At 57.5% G+C, this 23,844-nt stretch carries 22 protein-coding genes; 6 read left to right on the forward strand and 16 right to left on the reverse strand.

The genetic code is table 11. The features are described 5' to 3' along the window. Positions 1 to 9: 9 nt before the first annotated feature. The 9 genes from AB0O97_RS13450 to AB0O97_RS13490 form a co-directional block, all read right to left on the reverse strand. Positions 10 to 528, reverse strand: a complete 519-nt coding sequence (locus AB0O97_RS13450; protein ID WP_363883314.1) for a hypothetical protein — start codon at positions 526 to 528, stop codon at positions 10 to 12. A 1,005-nt stretch (positions 529 to 1,533) separates the two neighbouring features. Further along, entirely contained in the window at positions 1,534 to 2,448 is a 915-nt protein-coding gene (locus AB0O97_RS13455; RefSeq protein ID WP_363883316.1) for a hypothetical protein, read from the reverse strand. A gap of 176 nt (positions 2,449 to 2,624) precedes the next feature. Next, entirely contained in the window at positions 2,625 to 3,644 is a 1,020-nt protein-coding gene (locus AB0O97_RS13460) for a tyrosine-type recombinase/integrase (protein WP_363883317.1), read from the reverse strand. Beyond that, a complete protein-coding gene (locus AB0O97_RS13465) occupies positions 3,631 to 4,605 on the reverse strand; it encodes a tyrosine-type recombinase/integrase (RefSeq protein WP_363883319.1) in 975 nt (324 codons plus the stop codon). The genes AB0O97_RS13460 and AB0O97_RS13465 overlap by 14 nt, the downstream gene beginning before the upstream one ends. After that, a complete protein-coding gene (locus tag AB0O97_RS13470; RefSeq protein WP_363883321.1) occupies positions 4,602 to 5,846 on the reverse strand; it encodes a tyrosine-type recombinase/integrase in 1,245 nt (414 codons plus the stop codon). Before AB0O97_RS13470 ends, AB0O97_RS13465 begins: the two co-directional genes overlap by 4 nt. 789 nt (positions 5,847 to 6,635) lie before the next feature. Then, a complete protein-coding gene (locus AB0O97_RS13475) occupies positions 6,636 to 7,190 on the reverse strand; it encodes a DJ-1/PfpI family protein (RefSeq protein ID WP_363883323.1) in 555 nt (184 codons plus the stop codon). 30 nt (positions 7,191 to 7,220) lie between these two features. Next, positions 7,221 to 7,379 (reverse strand): hypothetical protein, encoded by a 159-nt coding sequence (locus AB0O97_RS13480; RefSeq protein ID WP_363883325.1) that lies wholly within the window; start codon positions 7,377 to 7,379, stop codon positions 7,221 to 7,223. Between the two features lie 195 nt (positions 7,380 to 7,574). Beyond that, the gene (locus AB0O97_RS13485; protein WP_363883327.1) at positions 7,575 to 8,069 is read right to left on the reverse strand and encodes a hypothetical protein; all 495 of its coding nucleotides are present in this window, start codon (positions 8,067 to 8,069) and stop codon (positions 7,575 to 7,577) included. 3 nt (positions 8,070 to 8,072) lie between these two features. Next, positions 8,073 to 9,080: a Ku protein gene (locus AB0O97_RS13490; RefSeq protein ID WP_363883329.1), complete on the reverse strand. Its 1,008-nt coding sequence runs from the start codon at positions 9,078 to 9,080 to the stop codon at positions 8,073 to 8,075. 147 nt (positions 9,081 to 9,227) lie between these two features. On the opposite strand from AB0O97_RS13490, the gene AB0O97_RS13495 reads away from it, so the two are divergent. After that, on the forward strand, positions 9,228 to 11,753 hold the full coding sequence (locus AB0O97_RS13495) for an ATP-dependent DNA ligase (protein ID WP_363883331.1): 2,526 nt from the start codon (positions 9,228 to 9,230) through the stop codon (positions 11,751 to 11,753). A gap of 216 nt (positions 11,754 to 11,969) precedes the next feature. On the opposite strand, the gene AB0O97_RS13500 is transcribed toward AB0O97_RS13495, so the two are convergent. From AB0O97_RS13500 to AB0O97_RS13510, 3 genes are all read right to left on the reverse strand, one after another. Beyond that, positions 11,970 to 12,206 (reverse strand): CsbD family protein, encoded by a 237-nt coding sequence (locus AB0O97_RS13500; protein ID WP_256939590.1) that lies wholly within the window; start codon positions 12,204 to 12,206, stop codon positions 11,970 to 11,972. A gap of 38 nt (positions 12,207 to 12,244) precedes the next feature. Continuing rightward, positions 12,245 to 12,718, reverse strand: coding sequence for a hypothetical protein (locus AB0O97_RS13505; RefSeq protein WP_363883333.1), 474 nt, complete (start codon positions 12,716 to 12,718; stop codon positions 12,245 to 12,247). Positions 12,719 to 12,821: 103 nt separating this feature from the next. Then, the gene (locus tag AB0O97_RS13510) at positions 12,822 to 13,088 is read right to left on the reverse strand and encodes a Rho termination factor N-terminal domain-containing protein (RefSeq protein ID WP_218712507.1); all 267 of its coding nucleotides are present in this window, start codon (positions 13,086 to 13,088) and stop codon (positions 12,822 to 12,824) included. 514 nt (positions 13,089 to 13,602) lie between these two features. Here AB0O97_RS13510 and AB0O97_RS13515 point away from each other — a divergent pair. After that, entirely contained in the window at positions 13,603 to 13,728 is a 126-nt protein-coding gene (locus tag AB0O97_RS13515; RefSeq protein ID WP_363883335.1) for a hypothetical protein, read from the forward strand. 1,136 nt (positions 13,729 to 14,864) lie between these two features. On the opposite strand, the gene AB0O97_RS13520 is transcribed toward AB0O97_RS13515, so the two are convergent. Further along, positions 14,865 to 15,125, reverse strand: coding sequence for a DUF4235 domain-containing protein (locus AB0O97_RS13520; protein ID WP_253596354.1), 261 nt, complete (start codon positions 15,123 to 15,125; stop codon positions 14,865 to 14,867). A 144-nt stretch (positions 15,126 to 15,269) separates the two neighbouring features. Here AB0O97_RS13520 and AB0O97_RS13525 point away from each other — a divergent pair, with 144 nt between their 5' ends. The 3 genes from AB0O97_RS13525 (at position 15,270) to AB0O97_RS13535 (ending at position 17,479) form a co-directional block, all read left to right on the forward strand. Beyond that, the gene (locus AB0O97_RS13525) at positions 15,270 to 15,740 is read left to right on the forward strand and encodes a hypothetical protein (protein ID WP_253596356.1); all 471 of its coding nucleotides are present in this window, start codon (positions 15,270 to 15,272) and stop codon (positions 15,738 to 15,740) included. A gap of 272 nt (positions 15,741 to 16,012) precedes the next feature. Continuing rightward, positions 16,013 to 16,546, forward strand: a complete 534-nt coding sequence (locus AB0O97_RS13530; RefSeq protein ID WP_363883337.1) for a glycosyltransferase family A protein — start codon at positions 16,013 to 16,015, stop codon at positions 16,544 to 16,546. A gap of 225 nt (positions 16,547 to 16,771) precedes the next feature. Then, on the forward strand, positions 16,772 to 17,479 hold the full coding sequence (locus tag AB0O97_RS13535) for an HAD family hydrolase (RefSeq protein ID WP_363883339.1): 708 nt from the start codon (positions 16,772 to 16,774) through the stop codon (positions 17,477 to 17,479). Between the two features lie 424 nt (positions 17,480 to 17,903). Here AB0O97_RS13535 and AB0O97_RS13540 read toward each other — a convergent pair whose 3' ends face one another. Together AB0O97_RS13540 and AB0O97_RS13545 are read right to left on the reverse strand one after the other, a co-directional pair. Beyond that, entirely contained in the window at positions 17,904 to 18,923 is a 1,020-nt protein-coding gene (locus AB0O97_RS13540) for a DNA topoisomerase IB (protein WP_363883341.1), read from the reverse strand. 52 nt (positions 18,924 to 18,975) lie between these two features. Then, positions 18,976 to 21,147: a catalase gene (locus AB0O97_RS13545; RefSeq protein WP_363883343.1), complete on the reverse strand. Its 2,172-nt coding sequence runs from the start codon at positions 21,145 to 21,147 to the stop codon at positions 18,976 to 18,978. An 88-nt stretch (positions 21,148 to 21,235) separates the two neighbouring features. On the opposite strand from AB0O97_RS13545, the gene AB0O97_RS13550 reads away from it, so the two are divergent. Beyond that, complete coding sequence (locus AB0O97_RS13550; RefSeq protein ID WP_363883345.1) at positions 21,236 to 22,549, forward strand: YbdK family carboxylate-amine ligase; 1,314 nt, start codon at positions 21,236 to 21,238, stop codon at positions 22,547 to 22,549. Between the two features lie 533 nt (positions 22,550 to 23,082). Here AB0O97_RS13550 and AB0O97_RS13555 read toward each other — a convergent pair. Beyond that, entirely contained in the window at positions 23,083 to 23,697 is a 615-nt protein-coding gene (locus AB0O97_RS13555; protein ID WP_253596373.1) for an NAD(P)H-dependent oxidoreductase, read from the reverse strand. Positions 23,698 to 23,844 lie beyond the last annotated feature (147 nt).

The following is a 23,844-nucleotide window of genomic DNA, read 5'->3' on the forward strand; positions in this document are numbered from 1 at the left end:
CAGCCTGCGCTACCCCGTGTAGGGTTTCCACGCATCAAGGACAGAAACTAGGGGGCGGATGGCACCATTTGCCAGAGTCGCGGCGTTCTCACAGGCCTCCGATTCCCGGTCCTCTATGCATTCCGTGTCGGCACCCGTTGCGCCCAAGTTGTCAAGAGCTAAAAGGGTCCTCGCCACCAAGTCGCTCATCTCGGCCGGGGGCGCATCAAGCTTCCGGAGATCGCGTGCGGCAGCGTTAGCGGTCATCGCAACCGTTGATGATGTTGTCTTGCAGGTCAATGCCATGATCTCATCCATCACGCTCTTGCCAACGATTGAGGCCAACGCGCAGTCAACGATGTCCTCCTCATACTCACGCCAGGAAGTTTCATGTTCCGTGATGACACTGGCCAGTTGCTCGGGTGATGCTGTCGCGGCAACAGGTGTTGGAGTTGGTTCCTGGACCGGGGCGGGAGCGTTCGAGGCTCTGCACCCCACCAGCAGCAGCAGAGAAGCCACCACGGCCAGCGACTTGAGCAAATTTTTCATGATTCCCCCATACAAGTGACCCGCTCCTTGCGAGCCATTGGCATGATCCTATACGCACCCACTGACATGGCTCTCGGCCAAGCGGAAAATGAAACAGGCACCTTTGAAACGGCAGGCCACCCCAGATTCATCCGGGAAAAATCGTGCGCAAAGGAGCATCAAAAAAGAACCGTAAACCTCAGCAATACCGGTGGGTAAAGGGTGGATGGCTTGTCCCTCTGTGAGCGTATGCCGGTCGTATCTCGATAGATGCGGGCAGGCGCCGGCATTCGACCTGAGAACAACGAGTTAGCGGGGACGATTTTCCGCGCGGTGGAAGCGAGGAAGTACCGGACCGGGAGGACCAGAGAAGCTGAAAGTAGAACACCATTACGCAAGGCCAGGAGGGCTCTTGAAAACTCGCCAAGGAATGGCAGCCCATTACCCACCATCGATTCAATGGGGGCATCGGATAAGCGGCCCGCAACTTGACGGATGGCGCCTCTCAATCTTGCATAAGGGACGTCTTGTGTCACCGGAACGCGGCGAGCCTCTTTCGCCAGGAACACCAGCCAAATGCAGGAATGCAGGAGAGACCCATCCGCATGCGGCACCACATGCAGCATGCGGATGCGGTTTCTACGCCGTGGAGCGTGGCGGCGTTCGGCACCTCCGTTGCTTCTTTGTTCAGCACGACGGTCACGAACGTATCGACGGGCTAGGGATGCTTCATTGGCTGGCAACATCACAGCTAGATGCAATCCCGGTCATCCATCAAGTTCGATTGTTCGGTGTTGCAGAAGCGACCTACATGCCTGCCGCCCGCAATTTCGAGCGGCAGGTTTTCGGAGGCCGTAGCTACGAGTACGGAGCGACTGCCTACACCGTCACGCCCGCAGCCGTCGAAGCCTTGTGGGCGACGTTCGCAACAGTGACCGTCATTGGCAACATCGCCGAAACATCAGAACGAGTTATCGGAGGGGCACCACGACCAAGCCCGCCCGCTTCATGGGCACCGTTATAGAGCTACACGCCGTAATATGCGAGAAGGATAGCCATGAACTGCGTTGCAATCATCGACGACGCAACTCCGTTGGCCATTGTTACAGCGTTGCCTTTAAGCCGATCAATAAACCCTAAAGTTTTAGGGCCAGACTGTTCAGGCTCAGCGGCCACCGCCTCCCTTAGTGCTTCAAGTTCTGCTTCACTGATACCCAGCCCACGGCCCGCCGCCAGTAGTGACTCGAGATCATTCTTGACCACACTGTTCTTCTGGCTGATCTCAGAGCCAGCAGCCACGTTAGCGCCATCGCCGTTCACTGTAATGTGGAAGTTGTTCACCACGTTTGAAACCGCCTTATCGTCTATGGTGGGGCCGTTGGGTTCACCAACATTATCACCCACTGACTCAAGACCTAGAGCTAGGTCGAGTACCGCGTTCCTGATCGCATCAAGCACCCCGGCTATGAAAGTGCGTGGATAAACCGTCTGGGCTGACATCAGGTTCATCATCTCGAAGCCAGTGCCACCGACACCGGTGTCAAGATAGTTCTGATAGGCGGCAACGGCCCACGGATCCCAATTCCACACAGGATCGCGGTCGGAGTTGGCGAACATCTCAAGTTCGCTCACAGGTTGACGCAATAGCCCATAAAAATGGACCCGGGTAAAATCCTCAGGCAGACCGATAGCCGAAAGCGGGGCGTCACTGATTGAACGCCCCATTACGCCGCTCCAATTGCTTTTGACAGGCATCATTTTCCCGCTTCTGTACAAGGGAAGATCCGCATCAAGCGGGTAGCCGAGAATTTCAAGGTCTACCCACTTCACTACTTCCGGCGCTTCTATCCTGGACGCCACAACTTTTATTCGTCTCAGCAAGGTTGAGAGCGGGACGTCACCATCTACGGCGTCGTCCACAATCTTGGTAATTTGTGACACTTTGCCTCATCGTCTCTATCAACTGACACCGCTTAATCCCTTCAAAATACCCGAGATTTCGCCAACAATGTCAAAAGCTAAGCTGCGGCCACGATTATCCGGAGGATTCGGTTATCCCGAGTATTGCCGGTCGGGCGTTGTCCGGCGAGGGTCCGGGTGGTTATTCCTCGGGATAATTATTTGAGTCCGGCGAGGCGGAGGATCAGGTCATCGTCTCCTTTCCAGATCGGGGCGAGGTCGGGCGTGGTGCTGGCTGCTTTCTGGATGGCCTCGCGGACCATCTTGTTGTCCGCCGAGGCGTAGATTTCGGTTGTGGAGATGTTCGCGTGGCCCAGGAATTCCTTGATGTGGGGCAGTGGCACGCCAGCCCGCAGCATTTGCATCGCACGGGCGTGCCGGAGTTGATGGGCATGGATGTGATCTGGAATTTCCGGACAGTTCTCCCGGGCGGTATCCGCGTGCTTGTTGAGCAGGTAGGAAACGTTGTCTTGGCTCATCGGCTGGTGCTGGCCAGCCCGGATCGTGTAGAAGAACAGGGCCCCGGGAACGCTGGCGCCGGGGTGGAACAGTTCCCGGTACTGCTCCAGATGCCGTCCGGTCTTGTCCATGATGGGCAGTGTGCGTGTCTTTCGCCCTTTTCCTGTGAGTGTCACTTGCCCTCCTCCGGCCGCAGTGATCACGTCGGCAACTGTCAGGTCCAGGACCTCCTGGATGCGTGCCGCGGCATCAAAGAGCAGCAGGATCATGGTGGTGTCGCGCAGGCCTCGGCGGGTTTGTTGTCCTGGTGCGCGAATCAGCGCCTCAACGGCGGCCATGCCCAACGCATCCGGAGCATGCTCCGGTGCCCGTGCCGGGCGGACTCTTTTGACGTCCAACCAGACCGCGACGAGTGCGGCCTCTTCTCCGGCGCAGTAAGAGAGGAAGGACTTGATGGCGGCCAGCCGCTGGTTCGCTGTGGAGGGGGCTAGATGCCGAGAATCCATGAGCCACGTGAGGAATGCGTTCATGCTGCTGTAGGTGATCGCGTCGAAGCCGACCTGATCCAGCTTCAACGACCGGGTTTCACCCAGAAACACCAAGAAGGTGTTCAAGGCCGTTTTGTAGGAACGAATCGTGTGGGGGCTGAGTCTGCGAGCTCGCGGAAGAAAGATCGTCAACCAGCTCCGGACCAGGGAGAAGAATTCATCGGATTTCATGGCGTGCCTCCGGGAACAGGGATTCAATGGTTGTATTCGCAAGGCCGCGCAGCTCGGGATGGAAATCGGCGGCCAAATGGAAGTAATACCAGGTGTCTTCCGTGTTGCTGTGCCCCAGATGCAAGCTCAAATAAGCGACCAGAACTTCCGGGCTCCGCCCGGCGCGCACCCACCGATTGATCACTTCGATCACATGGGCATGCCGCAGGTCATAGGGCCGTGGCGGCGAACCGGGACTCGCCACGATGAGCGAGTCGGCGGCATCCAGCAGCTCATGGAACCAATAGTCCAGTGCCGAGCTGGTGTAGATGTTTCCCTGGCGGTTGGGGAAGAACGGTATCCGATCCGGATAGTAGGAATTGATGGCGGCATCGTATGCGCGGCAGTACTCCTGCAGATCCGCTGACATGAACACCATCCGATCCTTGTGCCCCTTGGACTCACGGATTAGCACCGTGCCACGGGCCAGGTCGACATCGTTGCGGTGCAGTTTCCTCGCCTCGCCCGGGCGCAATCCTAGGCAATAGATCATCCGAAACATCACCGGTATGTTCAGGTGCCGCTGCCCACCAATCCGCGATTCTTTGATCGTGTCGGCAGCATCAAAGAGCGCACGCAGCTCCCGGTGGGAGAAAATATGCGGGTTGTAATGAATCCGTCGTCCGGGAATGCCCGTCGGGATGACATAGGCCTCGATTCCCAGCGAGGCCATGTGCTTGGCGAGCTGCCTGATCGAGGTGATCCTCTTGAGCTGTCCGTTGATATGCTCGGCTGGATGTTTCACGACCCATTCCATGGCCATCTCCCGTGAAAGACTGCTCTGCCCGGGGTAGTGCTGAGCGCATATGGCGTCGAAGGCCAACAAATGACGCTCCGAGGATTTATACGGCAGCCCCATCGCATGTTTAAGCTCCAGGAGGCCTCGGATATGCGGGGCCAAGCCACTGACAAAGCCGCTCATGACCGTGTCCCTCTGGGCTCGATTCCTGTGAAATCAAGACAGCATGCCCGCATGCGTTCCTCGTCGGCAGCCAGATAGTGCTTGGCTGAGGAAATACTCCGGTGGCCCAGCGCTCCGGAGATGATGGGCAACGGGGTATCGCCTTCGAGCATTCTGGTCGCAAAGGATGCTCTGAGCACCCGAAAACCGTGTCCGGTACCGGGCTGGGTATTATTTCCTGTCCGGGTAAAGGCACCGGCCGCCATGTGATGCAATCGATTTGAAGGCGCTAATCCAACGTACGGGGCTTGTGTCCGAAGGAAAACGTGCTCATCGTTCACCCCGGCTGGTCTGTCGTGAAGCAGGTAGTTGGCGATGGCCTCTCCGACGTCAGCTAAAAGCGGCAGGGTCAGCACTGCATCGGTCTTATGCTGCGCCAAAGTGATCTGTCCTTGTCGCCAGTCGATATCCTGCAGGCGCAGGGCGATAATGTCGACGGGGCGCAACCCGGTACGCGCTCCCAGGAGCAGCATTGCACGGTCCCGGACTCCGGTGACCGTACCCGGGGAGGGCGAGTTTATGAGCAGCTCGATCTTCTCAGCGGGCAGCACGGAAACATGCCTCACGTGTCGTGAAAAGATCCGCGGAACCGCCCTGGCCAGACCCGAGCATCCTTGGGATTCCTCGAGGAATCGGCACATCACCCGAACGGCGGAGAGCACAGTCCCCATGCTGCATGGCTGATAGCTTTCTGCCAGTGAAAGCAAGGCGGAAGCGACCTCTGAACCAGAGAAAGCCTGAAAATCCGTGATTCCTTGCTCTTGCCACGACGCCAATGTCCGGCGTCCTACGCTTGCACGCAGCTCTTGTGTGGCTTGGGCCAGACCTTGGAGGGCCAGCCACGCCTCGAACTGCTCTTGAACCGGGCGAAACACGGCATTGAGCCCATCGTTCGGTCCGACATGCCTGGATAGCCTCCACTGGTACGTGCCAGTTTCGTTGACCTCTGACAGCACAAGGGCTGTCTTGCGCAGTAGCTTGTATTTCCACTCCTTGAACCGGCCCTCGGTCAGTTCGGTGGCCAAGAACTGCAAGTAGACTGCCAAGGTTTCGTCAGTGAATTCGCTGATTTCGTGTTCGGAGCAAAACACCGCAAAGCGGTGCCATGCCCACCGATACTGCGTCAGCGTTGACGCTGCGTGATTGAGCTTGAGGACCTCGGTATCAGCTTTCGAGATCAACTCATCAATGGGGATCTTCACTTCTTCCTCACCTCCAGGAAAAACGGATAGGGGTGAGTCAGCGTAGTCCCGGATTGTTATCCCGAGTAAGACCCAGCAAAATCCGCGTCCTCACGGGAATTCCTGCCGAGACTCGGGATAACGGAATCCTCCGGATAATCGAGGACAAACGCCGCAGAAAAGCCGACGCCCCGACCGTAGGAATTCTCGTCTGTGGCAGCCGCAGGGACCACACCATCTGCTAAGCGCTAGACCAAGCTGGTTCCCTCATGGCCATCGCAACCTAGACCTATGGAACACTCTCCTTCGGCGAGCATGCAGCCGTGGCCAGTGAAAACGATTAACCCTGGCACTCGATTGGCACAAGGGGACAGGACCGCCCAACTAACCACCACTGCAGGACAGTAGTAGTTGCAACCGTGGTACCGACACCTCAGCTCCCTTTTCGAGTGCGGCCATTTTGGCAAACTTTCCACTATGCGCCCGCAAAGCCGGCGCTACTTCTTCCCGGCGCCATCCACCGGCGGTTCTACCTGGGCGATGAGCGCGTTTTGGGTTTGCTGCATGGTGGTCGTGGTGGCCCACGCCTCAGCGAGTTGGCTCATGAGCTTTGGGAGTTCGACGTCATGTTTGCAAGATGCAAGGACCAGCTGGTCATCGGCCACGGCAGCTGCTGATACATTGTCGCGGACGGTCGTTGATTTCGTCTGCGGTGGAGTCTAGAAATGGTTAGCGGGTGGTGAGTCCGATGCCTTAGGGCAGGTACTCACGGATAAGGCACGGCGTCGCCTTGCTGTGCTCGGCTGCAGACTAAATGAAGGCTCTCACCATTGCTTCAGTAAATTTCGGCAGCGCTTGCGTCGATCGGCCGGTAATGAGCATCCAGTTGTTGTTGGCACAAAAATGGACGTCTTTATCTGCCCACTCAGCCCCGGCGTCAAGGACATCGTCAGCCATTCCTGGCCATCCAGTCAGCGTCTTCCCTGCCAGAACTCCAGCATTGATTAGGATCGCCGGGCCTTGGGAGATTGCGGCGACAGGCTTGCCAGCCGAGACAAATTCAGTGATTATGCGGTTCGTTTCACTGCTGCCACGCAGAGTCTGAACATGATCTGCTCCTCCGGGCAAAACCAAGGCGGAAAAATTAGTCGCTTTCAGGCTGCCCACCAGCCCATCCACGAGGAAAATTTCCCCGGCTTTTTCACCCGATCGAACTGTCATAATGGATCCTCCGGCAGTGGATAGAAGCATTGGTTTGCCTCCTGCGTCCTTGACCGCCTCCCACAAAATGACCAGCTCATGGTGATCGACCCCGTTCGGGGCCACCAAAAACGCGATGCGCTTACCGTTAATTTCATTTGCCACGGCAGATTTCCTTCCATTGCCGTCCTTGGGTCAGCTTCGGATGGAGCCTCTATTGCGGGCCCAGCCGATTGCGGCCGTGGCAATAAATAGGACAATGCCAATGATCGCTAACCAGAACAGGCCCTTGATGGCGAACCCCAGCACCGACACAACAAGCCAGATGACTAACAGACCAATAATGATTCCCATAGCGACACGCTCCTGTCATTCGGTACAGCTCCCACAGCCAACTACTCGGTTACGCCTGTGAATTGCGGCTTCATCCTGTGTTTCAAGGCTAGGCCCGTGCCGTGCCAATCACAACCACCTCATTGACTTCACCGGCCTCTGTCTTTAAGTTTCCAGAGTTATCTGATTGGACGGTCAGGACGACTCCATCGCGGACTAGCTTTGTCCCGAGAGGTGATCCGTCTCAGAGTTCTGCATACGTTCCGGCCTCGCCTCGTGATGTTCCTGACCATGCGTTCTGCGGTCCTCTTTCATCTCCGCCTCATACACGTGCCGCTTACCTCCTAGCAGCTCAGCTCTGGCTCGCTTCTCGGCAGCCTTGAATTCGGCATAGTACCCGTCGTCGTAGTCCTCAACCACTTGGAAGCTCCACCGGCCGCTGAAGATGTTGCGGCCCACTATTTGACGCTCAATGTCATCACCCAGTTCTACATGGCCTGCCTCTCTCAACATCTGCACTGCCTCCCCCAGTGCCAGATCGGCTTTTCCAGTAAGCCGGTGAAACCCATAGAGAAGCCCTCTGGCGTGCTCAACCACTTCGAGGGCTTCGGAGAGTTTGCCGAGGGCCTCCACCGTGGCGTCGGAGACTCCGGGCCCGCGTTGATGGGCGGCGTCGGGCCCATCTGCTGGTGTGACCGACGATCTTCTCATGGGTTAAGCTCCCTTGCGTGTAGCTGTAACGGCAGTCTTCTTCGCTGCTGGTTTCTTGGCCGTTGATTTTCCCTTGGCAGCTGTTTTCTTTGATGCGGAGGATTTGGCCGTCATTTTTTCGGCTCCTGTTGGCTTGGCTTTGGTGGCGGACTTCTTGGCAGTGGATGTTCCACTCGCACCCTTTTTTGTGCTGTCACCCTGGGTGGCTGCACGGGCTCTTTTTTGGTCCACGCTGCGTTTGAGCGCTTCCATCAGGTCGATGACGTTGCCCCCGGAGTTGCCTTCTTTTTCTGCTTCCTCTTCATCCCCAAAAGTCGCTGCAGTGTCTAGGGAATCGCCGTGCTTGATTTTCTCGTCAATCAGGCTTCGCAACTCTAGTTGATAGTCATCCGCAAAATCACTTGGATTAAAGTCTCCGCGGAACTGATCAACCAAAGCCGAAGACATCTTCAGTTCCTGTGCACTGATTTTGGCCGTTCCCGAGGAGTCAAGAAAACTGGTGTCGCGCACTTCGTCAGCCCAGAGGATCCCCTGTAGGACCAGAACCTTGCCGCTGACCCGCAATACTCCCAACCGAGTTTTCTGCCGAAGGGCGAATTTGACCACAGCCGTCAGCTCCGTATTTTCCAGGGTCTTCACCAGCAGTCGGTAGGCCTTGGGAGATTTTGAGTCGGGTTCCAGGTAGTAGCTGCGTTCGAGCATGATGGGATCGATTTGGTTGTTGGGCACGAACTGCACCACGTCAATTTCGCGGCTCTTTTCCGCTGGCAGAGACTCAATGTCTTCCTCACTAAGCACCACTGTCCGGTCTCCGTCGTCAAAGGCCTTCTCGATATGCCCGTAATTGATTTTCTTTCCACAGACCTCGCAACGTCGCTGGTAGCGGATGCGGCCGCCGTCGGCATCGTGGACTTGGTGCAAATCCACATCATGATCTTGGGTGGCCCCATACGCTTTGACGGGCACATTGACTAAACCAAAAGCAATCGAACCAGCCCATATTGATCTCATGGATCCAGCTAAGCACCATCGTTGGGTCATTTCCAGAGGATAGCCGGTGGTACGGAACGGCGGTTGCCCGGGGTTCGATCACGGGCAGGGGTGGCAAAGAATTCACCACACGGCAACAATGAACTATGTCCACCAAGGAGGCCTAACGTGTCCCGTTCAGCAGATCAACTCGTGAATGTTGCCGGCCGCCGTTTAAAGCTCAGCAACTTGGACAAGGTGTTTTACCCGGATTCCGGCACCACCAAGGCTGATGTGCTGGACTACTACGCCCAGGTGGCCCATGTCCTGATTCCACAGGCGGCGAGGCGCCCCGCTACACGAAAACGCTGGGTGGACGGAGTGGGCACGGCCGAGAAGCCTGGAAAAGTCTTTTTTCGGAAAGACCTTGAGAACTCAGCGCCAGACTGGGTTCCGCGGCAAATCCTCATGCACAAGGACCATGTCAATACTTATCCGCTCGTCAACGAGGCCGCCGTTTTGGCATGGTTTGGCCAAGTGGCCGCACTGGAAATCCATGTTCCGCAGTGGAGGTTTGGTCCCGACGGGAAGCCAGCAAGACCCGACCGGCTGGTTCTGGACTTGGATCCAGGGGATGGTGCCGGCCTCAGGGAGTGTGCCGAGGCTGCGCAGCTGTGCCGTGAACTGCTCACTGCCATGGGCTTGGAGGCCTATCCAGTCACGAGCGGGTCCAAAGGCATCCATCTTTATGCGCCTCTGGACGGCAGTCATGATTCCACAGACATTGCAGAAGTCGCCCACGAACTTGCCAGATCTTTGGAATCGGACCATCCGGACCTGATCGTCTCTGACATGAAAAAGTCATTGCGGAGCGGGAAGGTACTGATTGACTGGAGTCAAAATAGCGAATCCAAGACCACTATCTGCCCGTACTCACTCCGCGGCAGGGCTAGGCCCACCGTTGCCGCCCCACGAACGTGGGATGAGATTGCGGACCCCGAACTGCGCCAGCTCGAACTCCATGAAGTGGTAGCGAGGGTCAAACAAGGAATCGACCCCATCAGTAATTTGGGCTTGCAGCAACCAGTCGAGGAACGGCCAGAGGCAGTCGACCGGCTTCAGAAGTACCGGTCCATGCGCGACGCTGGCAAAACCCCCGAGCCGGTCCCCCTCGAAGCTGCGAAAGACACCGCTTCCTCCGAACCCACGTTTGTCATTCAGGAACATCACGCGTCCCGACTGCATTGGGACTTCCGACTGGAACATTCCGGCGTCCTGGTGTCCTGGTCCGTCCCCAAAGGCCCGCCCCTAAAACACACTGAAAACCGGCTGGCTGTCATGACGGAGGACCACCCCTTAGGCTATGGTTCCTTCGAAGGCACCATTCCTCAAGGCGAGTACGGAGCAGGTACTGTCACCATTTGGGACGCCGGAACATGCGTGCTGGAGAAATGGCGAGAGGGAACGGAAGTCATTGCATTGCTCCACGGCAGGCCCGACGGCGGCTTGGGCGGAGTCCCGCGCCGCTACGCCCTCATCAACACCCCCGGCATGGGAGGGGCAAAGAATTGGCTGATCCACCTCATGAAAGTCCGGCCCGATACCGGTCGTCAGACACAGAAAAAAGCGGGTGAGTCCGACATCGCACCCGGTGCCGATAGTGCGGGTAACAGGCTAGTCACGAACACGCGGAGGGCGAAAATTTGGTCAGGGGAAGCCTTGGACCTCCCCGCTCCCATGCTGGCGACGGCGGCCACAGCAGACGGCGTGGATTTCACCACATCATGGTCATTCGAGATGAAGTGGGATGGCATGCGTGCCATGGCCGGTGTGGCTGGTGGGACAGTGCATATCACCAGCAGAAGTGGCCGGGATGTCACTCAGCAATACCCGGAACTCCAGGAGCTTGCATCCTTGGCCGCTGACGGGTCCGTGCTCGACGGCGAAATTGTCGCCTTGGACAAGTCCGGTCGGCCCAATTTCGGCCTACTACAGAGACGCATGAAGCTGAGTAAGCCTCGGGATATTGCGAAGGCCATGAAAACGGTTCCCGTCCAGCTGATGCTTTTTGATGCGCTGCAAACAAGTGCTGGGAGCCTCGTGCAACCACTGCAGCACAAGCCGTATTCACAACGGCGCGAGTCACTCCTTGCAGCAGTTGCCCAAGGCCGCCACATCCACCTGCCGCCTGTCCTCCCGGGAACTCTTGAAGAAGCGCTGATTACAAGCCGTGAATTCCAGTTAGAGGGTGTGGTCGCCAAGAAAATGGACAGCCGCTACCTACCGGGTAAGCGCAGCCCTGACTGGCTGAAGATCAAGGACGAAAAACATCAGGAAGTCATCGTCATTGGCTGGCGTAAGGGTACCGGCTCCCGCAGCAAAACCCTCGGCTCACTACTACTTGCCGTGCATGACGAGAGCGGGCTGCGCTATGTGGGAAGGGTGGGCACCGGTTTCTCCGAACATGAACTTCAGGAGGCTGCAACCCTGCTGAAGACCAGTGAACGCAAGACTCCACCTGTTAAGAACATCGCCGCCACGGACAGGCGCGACGTCGTGTGGACAACACCCAAACTGGTCGGAGAGGTCAAATACGCCGAACTCACCGCTGACGGCAAACTGCGTCACGCAACTTGGCGTGGGTGGCGTCCCGACAAAACAGCCAAGGACGTGCATTGGGAGCTAGACCATGTGCAAGGCGCTGGCCTGTCGTGAGGGATCCTCGGAGCTGCCCAAAGCATGGCCGGTCACCGCGGCGGCACTGAAAAATGAAATTGGAAGCTATGTGCCCCTACGCAGGAGGCATCGGCAGTGTTGCCACGATGACGATAACCACGAATCAAACACTGTTGCGGGAAAGCCTGCTACGAAAACCCACCGCGGGGACAGCAAGTCTGCCAACCAGCTGCCTCCTTGGTGGTGGCGCTTCCGTCACGCCCCGCCAGTGGTGGATGCTCCGCCCTCGGTGTCATCAGTGTGAACGTCGTTTGAGTCCTCCTTGAGGTGAGCCTTGGCGTCGGCCAGCTTGTCCTTGGCCGTACCCTTGGCCTGCTCCAACTTGCCTTCGACCACTTGCGACTTGTCATCCGTGGCCTTGCCTACAGTTTCCTTGATCTTTCCGGTGGCTTTGTCCTTGGCTGCGTCGAACTTATCTGCGATACCCATCATTCCTCCTGTTGTGATTTTCTCTTTTTCATACCGAGAATCTATTCCTTCGCGGGACTGGCATCCTCGACAATGGTTTTCCCGTCGTCGTCTGTGAAGACGCGGTAGTCATTTGTGGGCTGATTTTCCTTGGCCTTCAGGGACCGTGCGGTCGATGGCTCGTCAATGGCCGACCGTTCAGCGTCACCGAACACAGCACCGAGACCCTGGGAGTCTTCAGTAGGCTCGCCAGCAGGAATAGATTCACCATGGCCACGCGATAACTCCGACTCCTCGACGGTGCTCTGACCCAGATCTGCAAATGTATGCAGGCCCGCATGGCGCCAACTCACATGCACGTGGGCTGATCCGTCTTCGGGAGTTTTGACCTTAGTCTCAATTTCCTCCGTGGGGGCACCCATGTCTCTGATTTTCTGCTGGTACGACCCCACCAATTGCTCTAAGGATTCCGGCGTCCACTCCCCGGGACGCATGCGGGTGGAAATCTCCACGGGTTCGTTGGTGCTCTCAGTCACGTTCTTCTCCTAAGTAATGAATTGGCGATTGACAGCCTCCCGGATGTCAAGATCTGGACTCCACTTACACCGACACCGGTGGGTATCAGGCCCCTGTCGGAAACTACGAATTACGCAATGCTTCAATGAGTTCCGACTTACGTTTTTTTGAATATCCGCCCAGTCCAATTTCTTTGGCCTTATCTTTGAGCTCGGGCACAGTCCAGTCCTCATAGTCTTTGGACTTGCCGCCCTTGCGACCCACGGCAGATCGCCCCTTCTTGGCCGCAGCATTGGAGATTCTGGCTGCTTTTTGCTCGGAGGCTCCATCATCGCGCAAAGCCTCGTACATCTCTGGATCCTTCAGGCTGGGATTCTGCTTCTCAGGCATGATCTCTGTCCTTTCGTGATTCGGTAGCGCTGCTTCCAGACACGCATTCAGCCGCTTCGGGGCCAAGGCCCAAACGGTATTTCGGACTATAAATCCTCAGGTACGTTTCGGGGGACCATGGAAGGGATCACGGAGCCCGTTGCGCATGCCGGACTTTTCCTTAGCGTCCCCAGGTGCCCTGTCGCAAGCATAGGGAAACCGTTCATGCCGCTGAAGATCTCTCCGGGAGTGGTGAAGTGAGTCTTGAATGGTCTTCCCCTTTCGCATTAGCAAATATTGCAGAAAAATCCGGTCAAGTGACTCTTCCTCAGCACTGAGCGCCTCGCCGCTTCGTTGGCTGATGGCTGTTTCATCCGCCACTTCGACTCTAACCAGACAAGCGGGAAATATCTACGTCCTTTTAAGTTGCCGCACACCAATTGGAGTAGATAGCGTTGTGCTTTTCAAGCCTTCCTGGCCGGGCCTATAAGTCCTAAAGCCCGCCAGCTAGGCATTGTAGGATCCTCACCAAAGAGTGGCTGCGAAGGGGGAACTCTTCTTCGACTTCCCAGATCCCGCGCTGCTTCCAGCAGGTCCGCAGGATGTGCTCGGGGCCATTGCGGCTCTCGAGGACGTGGACGGGCCGCGGCAACGTCGGTAGCATGAGATGACGTTTGCACTTGTGGCAACAAGTGCGGCACTCGCGTCGGGACAGCCCGTCTCCTCACGAACAGCAGCCACTGAGAAGAGGTGCCACACATGAACGATCACCAGCCCCGTGAACCGCAGCCGCAGGCTCCGGAACCGTTTCCTGTCAATCCTTCCCCAAACCCCGGACCGCCTGTTGATCCGACAGAGCCAGCCCAGCCGGATGATCCCAACGGGCCTCCGCTCCCCGTTCCCGAGCCGAGCGCGCCCGGTCATCCGGATCCGTTTTTCCCTACAGCACCCCCGGTGATTTAGTCGGCGCTGTTTTATGCTGCAGAGGAAGCCTGTCCCAGAGCCACCAACTTTGTTAGCAGCTCCCTGCAGAGCCGGAGCCACTTGGATGTCAGCCAGCCACGGAGTACGCACCAGCACGACTCAACGGTGGACAGTTTTGGCTGGACCGCCTGTGAGCTTCTGGTTTTTGGAAGCCGGAAACGCACGTGCCATTCCGCGGTACTAACTTCACGTAAACGGGACTTCCCCGGTTGAAGGCCCTCATCGTGGCTATGCACTGAACGGATAAAATCATTGGGAGTACTTTTGACCGCGTTCATGGACGTCTAGCGCGAATACAGCACCAACATATCCGCACCACGCAAGGTGTTGGGCAGTTAGCCCGCCAATTATTTGGAAATATAAGCCTCAAACTCTGAGAGCACACCGTAACGAACCAATCCCGTTGCCTAAGGCCAAACTTCGTCCGCATCCTTGGATGGAAAATCTCGGTGCGGGATCTTTATCTTCGAACCCGCTGCGTATTGCTTGGGGCATTGCCTAGTGAGGGGCTACAGCGGCCGTGGTTTGCGAGCCGCGCAGGTGAAACGAGAGCCAGATAACGGCTGAGGGCTGCCTTGAAGTGGCTTCCATGCGCCTGGCACCGTCGTTTCAACTGCATTCGCCATCCGCCGCAATGCTGCACACTGATCTGCAGGGCACGTCGCTCAGACGGGGTTCACGTTGTCTGTGGCCTTCATTTTGAAAGGGGCGTGTTTCGTTCGGAGCAACACTTGTGATGTGGTCCCAGGGCGAGTAGAAGTGCCCGCAGGAACTCCCTACCTGCCATGCCAGGGGCTTTGATGAGTGGGAGAATTAGACCTCTGCTGGATTGGTTTCCAGCTTCAGTGTTGCCTTGCGTGCAAGTCGTTGAGTGATGACGTGAATGACAGCGCCCGTAGCTGCTGTGGCCAACGCAAAAACCAGTACACCCGGCAATGGATTCCCAAGGTCGTCGGCCTCCTTGGGTGGCTCATGGCCGGTACCTTTTCGCCAGCCTGCAGCCAATGCTTTACGCGCGGCGGCCCCAGCCGCCAGACTCGCCCCAAGGCTCAGAATTTTTATAACAATTTTCATTCCGTTGTCTCCTCTGTCTTGCAATGGCGTAACCCGTTCCTTACCCACTCTTGCCAACGTGGCAGGCTTTCGCAAGCGGCGGCTTGTGATTACAGTAAGAACAGCGAGACCTGATGAGTGAATCCGTCAACGAAGGAGAACATCGTGAGTATCGAAGAGAACGAAAAACGCGAAGAAACCCTCAGAGGGCAGCAGCCCGCAGATCAGGCTCAAGGAGGGTACGGCTCTCCAACCCCCGAAGACGAAATGCCCGATGACGCTGCCACCAATCCTGGATCACCTGACCCCACACTTCAAGGCCAGGAAACTGATGAGGAAGCACTGAGCGATGATGTGAGCTTGGGTGCTCCCGATAAAAGTTTCTTTGAGGATGAAGAGGCTGGAAGTGATGGCGAACCAGGTGCTGGGCGACTCGGGGGCACTGACGATCAGTACCGGGAGGAGTTGGACCGAGCAGAGGGCAGCGCAGCGCACATTGCTCCTGGGGATGAGTCGTCCTTGGACCTACCATCAGCGGATGCCCCTCTCAACGACAGCAATACGGAACCCGCCCGCGAGGATAGGGAGTCATTTTCTTCTGAACCGGATGCGGACGCCGACGGCGCAGGCCGCTGAGAAAAGTACGCTGCCGGTTCACACAAAAAATGGGCAAACCGCCAACGCATTTTCGCTGTTCTTCCCGCGAATTGGTCGGAAAGAAAATTCGACCTGTTCGTTTTGTCCGAGACCGGCTATTACGTGAGCTCAGCGACACTGCCTGAAATGGTCGGCCCACTAAACGGTGCGGATATGCCTCTTATTCTGCGTGCTGAGAAGCGGCCGGTGTGGGCAGGTGCCTGCGTTGAGGATGACTCTATGCTTGATTTCTTCCGAAGTACGGCACCGAGATGAGAGGACCCAGAGGGCGAATTGCTGTTCTCGTCCCGGCTCGGGTTGAAGCTAGGCTGCTCACTATGATGTTGGATGCCCTGACAGCAGCCTCACAGTACTTCGCGAATTTGGGTCCGCATATTCCGGTGTTAATCGCCATTGCCTCGGACAGCACAACGGACAACTCCCGGGAACTGGTGCACCGCTGGTCAGGTATGAATACGATCCGTGTGGCCGTTGGACGGGTGGGAGCTTCTAGAAACGCGGTCATTCCAGCAGAGTTGATACGGCAAGGGCCGACTAAAGAATTCTGGATTGCCAACACAGACACTGATACGGAGGTTCCGGAGCATTGGCTCAAGAGACAATTTGAACTTACCGCAGGCGGTGCTGACGTTGTCGTGGACACTGCTGAACTGCGCAGCTCCCCTATTGGTACAGTGCGGATGCTGCGCCGGCTCAACCTCCATCAGAGAAACGAGGATAATCCCCACATCCAGGGGGCTCTTAGGGGCTTTAGAGCGGATACTTTTGCCGCTCTGGGCGGCTGAAATGACCAAGGACATGAGACCGGGTCTTCGCGGCTGCGTCCCGATCCTCGGGATAAATAGTGGCCGCCACCGACACTTCCCGCGTCAAAAATTCCGGACGGATCAACAGCCGAACCGGTGGGGGCTTCGTTGATTTTCTGGACAAACTTGGCCGAGCTAATGCGCCGGAACCAGAGCAGGCCACGTCACTGCCGACAATAGACCTAATAATGAAAGGAGAGCCCTATGTCCAGTGAATATTCCCATGCCATACTATTCGACGTGGACGGCACCCTGATCGATTCCAACTACCTGCACACACTGTCTTGGTGGCAGGCTTTGCGCCAACAGAGCTTCACTGCCCCTGCTGCCGCGCTGCACAGGGCAATAGGAATGGGTGGCGAAGAACTAATCCGGCACATTCTGGGCAATGACATCAGCCCCAAACAGACCCACAAGCTCATCGACGCGCATGACGCTATTTTCTCCACCTATTGGCCGGCCTTGCTTCCTTTCGAGTCTGCCGCAGCATTGTTGGAGCATTGTGCCCGGACAGGAGCGGCGGTGGTCCTAGCATCATCCGCCGCGCAGACTGAACTGGACGTGCTGCGCAAGGTCCTAGACGCTGATCACGCCATTGCTGCAAGCACTAGTTCTTCTGACGCCGAGCGGGGCAAACCATCTCCTGACATCCTTGCCGCCGCTTTGAAATCAGTAGGCGTGGACACCACCCATGCTCTTTTTGTGGGTGATGCAGTCTGGGATGCCAAAGCCGCGGCAGCCCTGGGTATACCCATGATCGGGGTGTGCAGCGGCGGCACCAGCGCAGCGGAATTGTACGAGGCGGGAGCAGTGGAAGTCTTTGACGACGTCCGGGAGTTACTGGATAAGGTAGACCAGAGCAGGCTCGGAACGCTGTTACAAGCTGCGCAGGGAGCCTTTCCCGGAGACTGACCCGCCACTTCAGGGCCATCAATTGATCCAAGCAATACATTCAACAATGAGGAGGAACGCTATGCAGACACATGACGAAACAAACGAACCGAAGGCGCCGACGCCATCGGACCAAGAGCCCTCAGCGCTAAAGCCTACGGGGCGTAGGAACACTGAGGAGTTGCCCGATGGCACGGGAACCGACGCCAAAAAAACAGACTCTGAGCCAGGTCAGGAAGATGGCGGCAAGTCCTTCGACGCCGGCTAAAAACTGTCGGGCCAAGAGGTGCGTTCAGCCAGCAGTGGAGGAACGCGCCCCTTGTCGAACAAAAAAGATTCGGGATGTTCGCATCCCCTGCCTATCCGCAGTGTGAGACCCTGTTTGGCTGCTTTAACGGGCCACCTTATCTGCCGTGACTGAGTCGGTGCCTTGTCTGCTCCCCTTTCATGTGGTGACGCTGCCCTGAGATGCGGACTTCCTATGGGCTCTGGTTCCGGAGGTCAGCAACTCAAGTACAGCGCTGTCACGCTGGCGGTTCAGGGCAGCGACTTTGCCCTGTTCGAAAAGGGCCACCACCCGAGGATTCACGTATGAGTCCTTGGCTATGGTGGGGGTGTTGTGCAGCCACACGGAGGCATCTTGGATGGCCGCGGTGACGGCATCGGGCGATGAGGCTCCCAGCCGATAGGAGCGAGCCAGAGAAATTGCGGCTACCGTGGTTCCTTGCCAGGTGCGAAAATCTTTGGCGGTAAAGCCACTGCCTACTACTGTGCCGAGGTAGGAGTTGACGTCCGAATCGGAGACGGACTGACAGATTTTACGACGCCCATTTTTGACGATATAGCACAACGCTGGTCCTTTGCGGGGGTTCGCTGGCACTGAGGAAAAGTAGTCCTCCAACAACGTATCGGATAGATGCACGTCCCACGCGCCCGCTGATTTGCCCCGGAACACTAAACGGATCTCACCATCTTGGATGTGAACGTGGCGTCGTTGCAAGGTGGTGGCGCCGAAGGAACCGTTCTCCTCAGCATAGGCGGCTCCACCCACCCTCAATCCGGCACGGTCCATGAGGCGCACGGATGCTGCGAGCGTGCGTCGCTTGGCATCGCTGAGTTGTTGGAGGTCTCGTGTCACTATCCTGCGCATGCTGGGGAGCCGTTGGGCGAAAGCCAGAGACCGGATGAATTTCTCGTCATCTCGCAGTTCGCGCCACCGGGGGTGGTAAATGTATTGGGTGCGCCCGGCGGCGTCCACCCCGGTGGCTTGAATATGTGCTCGCGGATCCGAGGCAATCCAGACATGCTGCCATGCCGGTGGAACGGCTAGGTCTGCTATGCGTTTGAGTAGTTTATCGGAAGTGATTCTGCGACCGTTGGCCGACACATACGAGAAACCCCGACCGGCCCCTTTGCGGGTTATCCCGCCCGTTCCTGGCTCGACTCTGTGTAGCTGTTCCTTCATTGCTCTCTTTCTCGTTGTGTGTCGGCCAACGGTCTGCAGTATCTCTGTCGCTTCAGTCCTCTCCCCGTTGCTGCGGGCTGAACCTTGCCCATACGCGATGCTCTGTAAGTAGCTGAGCTAGGCCCTCCACCACTTCCCCCGGGTATCCATGAACTATCCCTGCTGCCTGCGCATCCACAGCGGCGGCGGCCAATACTTCCCCCGCACTGCCCCATCCGCCGATCGCTTTGCCGTGCCGGTATGCTTCTGCTGCCAACATCACGACCCGGGGGTCTAATCCAGTCATTTCTCCGGTGGCGAGAACGACGGCGTCGTATTCCACGGAGCGGGCAGTGGCGTAGCTACGCTGCACGGGCTCCCCCGTGTCAAGGAGCTTGCCGGCTACTGGGGCTATGATCAACGCCAGCATCCCAGCTTCAGTGAGGGCATCTCGTGCTTGGAGTACCTGGTCGGCATCACTTCCGGCGTCGGTCACAATGCCAATGACTCGCGATGCAATCGGCCACTTCTGACCCAGCTGCGACACGGCCGGGCTTGGGGTTTGCTCCGTAGCCGGCTTTGATGCTTCAGGGGCGGGCAGCCCCAGTTCCACGGCAACCTGACGGCACAAATCAGCGTCAATGTTTGCCAGAGCAGCAAGTTGCCGTTCCCGGATGGTTTGTTCGTAGCACTTGCCCAGCTCGAAGGCGTAAGCCTGCGCCACGTGGTCCTGTTCCACTGCGGTAAGGCTGCGGTAGAACAGCGTTGCTTGGGAAAAATGGTCATGGAAGGTTGCCGGGTCGGCGCGTTCCTTTAGGCCCTGCTGCACCGCCTGCGGAATGTCGATGAAGGCACCGGCGTCCGCGCCTGCATGGAAGGGACAGCCACCATCCAGAGAGTTGGGTTTGTAAGGGGCCACCCCAGCATGATCGGCGCTTTGGTGCATGCCGTCCCGGAGCATGTCATTGACAGGTGCATGGGGGCGGTTGATAGGTAGCTGGCCGAAGTTAGGTCCTCCGAGTCGACTGATCTGGGTGTCTAGGTACGAAAACAGTCGCCCTTGCAGCAGGGGGTCGTTGCTAACGTCAATGCCCGGCACTAGATGCCCAGGGTGGAACGCCACTTGTTCGACTTCCGCGAAATAGTTTTTCGGGTTCGCATTCAAGGTCATACGGCCCAGCATTTGCACTGGCGCGAGTTCCTCAGGAACAAATTTTGTGGGGTCCAGCAAATCAATCCCTGCAAACATCTCATCCTCTGTGTCAGGGAAGACTTGCACGCCCAGTTTCCACGAAGGGTAGTGGCCGGATTCGATGGCGTCGGCGAGATCGCGGCGGTGGAAATCGGGATCAATGCCATTGAGAATCTGTGCTTCCTCCCACACCAGTGAATGCACACCCAAGGCGGGCTTCCAATGGAACTTGACCAGCGCCGTCGTGCCTTCAGCGTTGACCATGCGGAACGTGTGAACACCGAAGCCTTCCATCATTCGGAACGACCGAGGAATGCCACGGTCGGCCATAAACCACAGGGTGTGAGCCTGTGCTTCGGTGTGTAAAGAAACGAAGTCCCAGAAAGTGTCGTGGGCACTTTGCGCCTGCGGGATCTCCCGGTCAGGATGCGGCTTGGCAGCATGGACCACGTCAGGGAATTTGATGGCATCTTGGATGAAGAAGACCGGAATGTTGTTTCCCACGAGGTCGAAGGTGCCCTCATCGGTATAGAACTTCACCGCGAAACCACGAGTATCCCGTACAGCATCTGCCGATCCCCGGGACCCCACAACGGTCGAAAAACGCACAAAGACAGGGGTTTCCACTTCCGGAGCCAAGAACCCAGCACGTGTGAGTCCGGCACCTGTGCCGTAGGACTGGAAAACACCATGAGCCCCAGCACCCCGGGCATGTACCACCCGCTCCGGGATGCGTTCATGGTCGAAGTGGGTGATCTTTTCGCGTAAATGATGATCTTGGAGCAGGGTCGGGCCTCGACGCCCGGCTTTGAGGGAATGATCCGTGTCCTGCAGTCTGGTGCCTTGTGCCGTGGTGAGGTAGTCACCGCTCTGGCTACGCGAGTTTTCCGTCTCCCCCGTGGGGGTGCCCGTGGGAGAGACAAGTTCGGGCCCGTGCTGATCGGGTTTGGGTGGCAACGGTTTGCGTGGCTGTGTTGGCTCATCATATGAGGACGGCTCAACCGACGGCGTTCCGGGAACTGGCGGCGGTACGGGCAAACTGGATTCAGTCATGATTCCTCCCACTGATTTGGGTGATTGATGCAACAACACCAACTCTGACCTCGTAGCGAAGCATGGTCAAGACCCCCGCAAGCAGCTGATGGTGCTAAATCCGCGCCAGTACGCGGGCACTGCACTTAAGAATTCCTATGCGCGGGACAATGTTGCCGGTAGCATGATGCCGGCAACCACGATTGCGCTCTCGATTGTAAATGTCCATCCCGCATCCCTGGCTGAAATGGAGACCGACATGTTGACCTTTGGCATCGAAGAGGAGTTTGTCTTCCTAGATCCCGACACTCTTTCGCCAGCCCATGTGGCCCCCGCCATCCAGAGAGAACTATTGGCCACGGGGTATAAAATCACTGAGGTTCAGCACGAATTCTTTCAATCACAAATTGAGTTCGCATCACCTATTTTTGACTCCCGGGAAGTGGCAGTGGATTCACTGTCAACATTCCGCACTGCGCTGCTGAGCGTTGCAGCCGAACATGGGGTGGTGGTGGCCGGCACAGGGACGCCTTACCAGAAATCCTCGGCACCGATAATGACCGAGGACAGCCGTTATGAAGAAATTGCTACGGTGGTGGCTGCTCTAAGCCAGGAACATGAAATCAACGGCCTGCACGTCCACGTGGGCATCCCGGACCCGGAAAGCGGACTGCGCTGCCTCAACAGCATTCGCCGCTGGCTGCCCACCCTGATGGCCATCTCAGCAAATTCACCGTTCTGGTGTGGCGTGGACACCGGCTTTGCCAGTTGGCGGGCCATTCAATCCCGCCGCTGGACCACGGCGGGATGCCCGCCGCATTTCACCGACGCCCAGGACTACCGCAACCGCGTCAACGCCCTCATAGGCATTGGTGGCACTCCGGACAGCGGCTCCATTGCTTGGTATGCCAGATTGTCCGAACACCAGCCAACCCTTGAGATCCGGGTAGCTGACGCGCAGCTACAGCCCTGGTCCTCAATCCTCCTAGCGCTGTTGTGCAGGGGCCTAGTCGCAACATGCTTAGACTTTGCCCCCTGTTCGCAACCGGAACCGACCAGCGAATTTATGGATGCTGCCCTCTGGCACGGCGCCCGATACGGAATGAGTGGCCAACTGGTTCATCCCCTTCATCAGAGGTTGGTTCCCGCGTCCGAGGCAGTCGCGTGCCTCTTGGAGACAATCACGCCCGCTCTGGCCGCCAGTGAAGACCTCGCCGCGGTCTCCTCCCTGCTGCTGCAGTTGCAGGTCCGAGGATCCGGGGCTCAACAGCAACGGGCCCATTACGCGATCGGTGGACGGGACGCTTTGGCGGTACTTTTTTCCAGCAGCGCGGCCCCCAGCATCGGCTTTGGAGAGGACGATGGCTATGGCGATGTCGCCAATGTGCCTTGGCCCGGTTCGGCGAGCTCGCCCGTCGGGTAGCACGCAGTGGCACACTTGGGGGTTTGGTTGCGCCGACGATTCGAGGGCATCAGAAATCAGGGAACGATGTCCGCCGGCAAAGCCACTAGCTCACTGTGACCACGTGGCGGGTCCTTGGGGAGCGGCTCCTCCCTCGTCGGCCCAGTCCTAGCCACATCCGTCGTTGAGCGCAGGATCAGGTTCCACGTCGTTTGAATCTGCGGTGGTGACCGTTTGGGGAGCGCAATGAACGAACAACAGGTTCAGGTGGGATTCTCCCCGCCTCACCCTTATGTACAGGAATCATTCGTAGCAGATATACCTATTAAGCCCCGATCGTTTCGGCTTGATAGTTCCGGGCGATATCTCCGTGCCTGAGTATCCTGACGAGTTCGTTGCAGTCGGCGACGGGGATTCGACGCACCTCATAGGCAGCCGATGGTGCACTGATCCCGGCAGCGAAACTTGTCAATGGATGCTGCCGACAGTGGGCCAATCAGGCTGGGCCAAACTGATGGCCAAGCCGGTACAGGATGTCCGCCTACTGTGGCGAATTATCCAGCCGGATAGGGCCGTTCTCGAAGCAACGCAGCCAGATGCACAGAATTTCGGGTGGAGATCCGCGTGGCGTTGGCTGTCACTTCAGGGACCGCTTCGAGGTCTTGATAATCGATGCTATGCATGGCTTCACCCACCCAATAGGTGGACCCCTGGGCCGGGATGGAGTATCCCACTTCGACGAGCCCTTGGGATAGATCGGCGATGACATGGTGGGCACCGTCCTCGTTGCCGACCACGGCCACCATTGCGACCTTGTCAAACAGAATGGGCCGCCCTTGGCTGTCAGTTTCAGAAAGTTCCGCATCCAGCCGTTCCAACACCCGCTGGGCCAGACTGGATGGATGTCCCACCCAAATTGGGGTGGCCAACACCAAGATTTGGGCGGCCATTAATTTGTCGCGGATGGCGGGCCATGCGTCTGCACCCCCCATGTCCTTCTTCACCCCCGGCTTCACGTCGTGGTCCGCAATGCGCAGAATCTCGCTCTGCACATTGTGATTGGAAAATGCTTCGGCGACTTGGTGGGCTAACAAATCACTGCTGGATTTCTCCGGCGAAGGTGAAAGTGTGCAGACCAGGATCAGCGCTTTTGTGGATGCATCAGTCATTCTTTCACTCTGCCAGACCCCCGCTCATTGCGCCAGAGCACTCGCTTCACCCAAAGCCGTGGCCTCGAGGCACGACGAGTGATGGTGCCAGCCGCCGCTCGGCAGAGGGTTGTACGCCGCCGTTCACTGGGATATGTTACGAAATAG

Origin of the sequence: Specibacter sp. NPDC078692, from assembly GCF_040686835.1 — a bacterium.
Lineage (GTDB): Bacteria > Actinomycetota > Actinomycetes > Actinomycetales > Micrococcaceae > Specibacter.

What these genes read in the sequence shown, in the direction of transcription:
- AB0O97_RS13490 (WP_363883329.1), bottom strand. Translation starts at nt 9,080, where the DNA reads ATGAGATCAATATGGGCTGGTTCGATTGCTTTTGGTTTAGTCAATGTG.
- AB0O97_RS13450 (WP_363883314.1), bottom strand. Translation starts at nt 528, where the DNA reads ATGAAAAATTTGCTCAAGTCGCTGGCCGTGGTGGCTTCTCTGCTGCTG.
- AB0O97_RS13500 (WP_256939590.1), bottom strand. Translation starts at nt 12,206, where the DNA reads ATGATGGGTATCGCAGATAAGTTCGACGCAGCCAAGGACAAAGCCACC.
- AB0O97_RS13460 (WP_363883317.1), bottom strand. Translation starts at nt 3,644, where the DNA reads ATGAAATCCGATGAATTCTTCTCCCTGGTCCGGAGCTGGTTGACGATC.
- AB0O97_RS13530 (WP_363883337.1), top strand. Translation starts at nt 16,013, where the DNA reads ATGAGAGGACCCAGAGGGCGAATTGCTGTTCTCGTCCCGGCTCGGGTT.
- AB0O97_RS13480 (WP_363883325.1), bottom strand. Translation starts at nt 7,379, where the DNA reads ATGGGAATCATTATTGGTCTGTTAGTCATCTGGCTTGTTGTGTCGGTG.
- AB0O97_RS13465 (WP_363883319.1), bottom strand. Translation starts at nt 4,605, where the DNA reads ATGAGCGGCTTTGTCAGTGGCTTGGCCCCGCATATCCGAGGCCTCCTG.
- AB0O97_RS13540 (WP_363883341.1), bottom strand. Translation starts at nt 18,923, where the DNA reads ATGAAGGAACAGCTACACAGAGTCGAGCCAGGAACGGGCGGGATAACC.
- AB0O97_RS13555 (WP_253596373.1), bottom strand. Translation starts at nt 23,697, where the DNA reads ATGACTGATGCATCCACAAAAGCGCTGATCCTGGTCTGCACACTTTCA.
- AB0O97_RS13520 (WP_253596354.1), bottom strand. Translation starts at nt 15,125, where the DNA reads ATGAAAATTGTTATAAAAATTCTGAGCCTTGGGGCGAGTCTGGCGGCT.
- AB0O97_RS13510 (WP_218712507.1), bottom strand. Translation starts at nt 13,088, where the DNA reads ATGCCTGAGAAGCAGAATCCCAGCCTGAAGGATCCAGAGATGTACGAG.
- AB0O97_RS13485 (WP_363883327.1), bottom strand. Translation starts at nt 8,069, where the DNA reads ATGAGAAGATCGTCGGTCACACCAGCAGATGGGCCCGACGCCGCCCAT.
- AB0O97_RS13545 (WP_363883343.1), bottom strand. Translation starts at nt 21,147, where the DNA reads ATGACTGAATCCAGTTTGCCCGTACCGCCGCCAGTTCCCGGAACGCCG.
- AB0O97_RS13535 (WP_363883339.1), top strand. Translation starts at nt 16,772, where the DNA reads ATGTCCAGTGAATATTCCCATGCCATACTATTCGACGTGGACGGCACC.
- AB0O97_RS13550 (WP_363883345.1), top strand. Translation starts at nt 21,236, where the DNA reads ATGGTGCTAAATCCGCGCCAGTACGCGGGCACTGCACTTAAGAATTCC.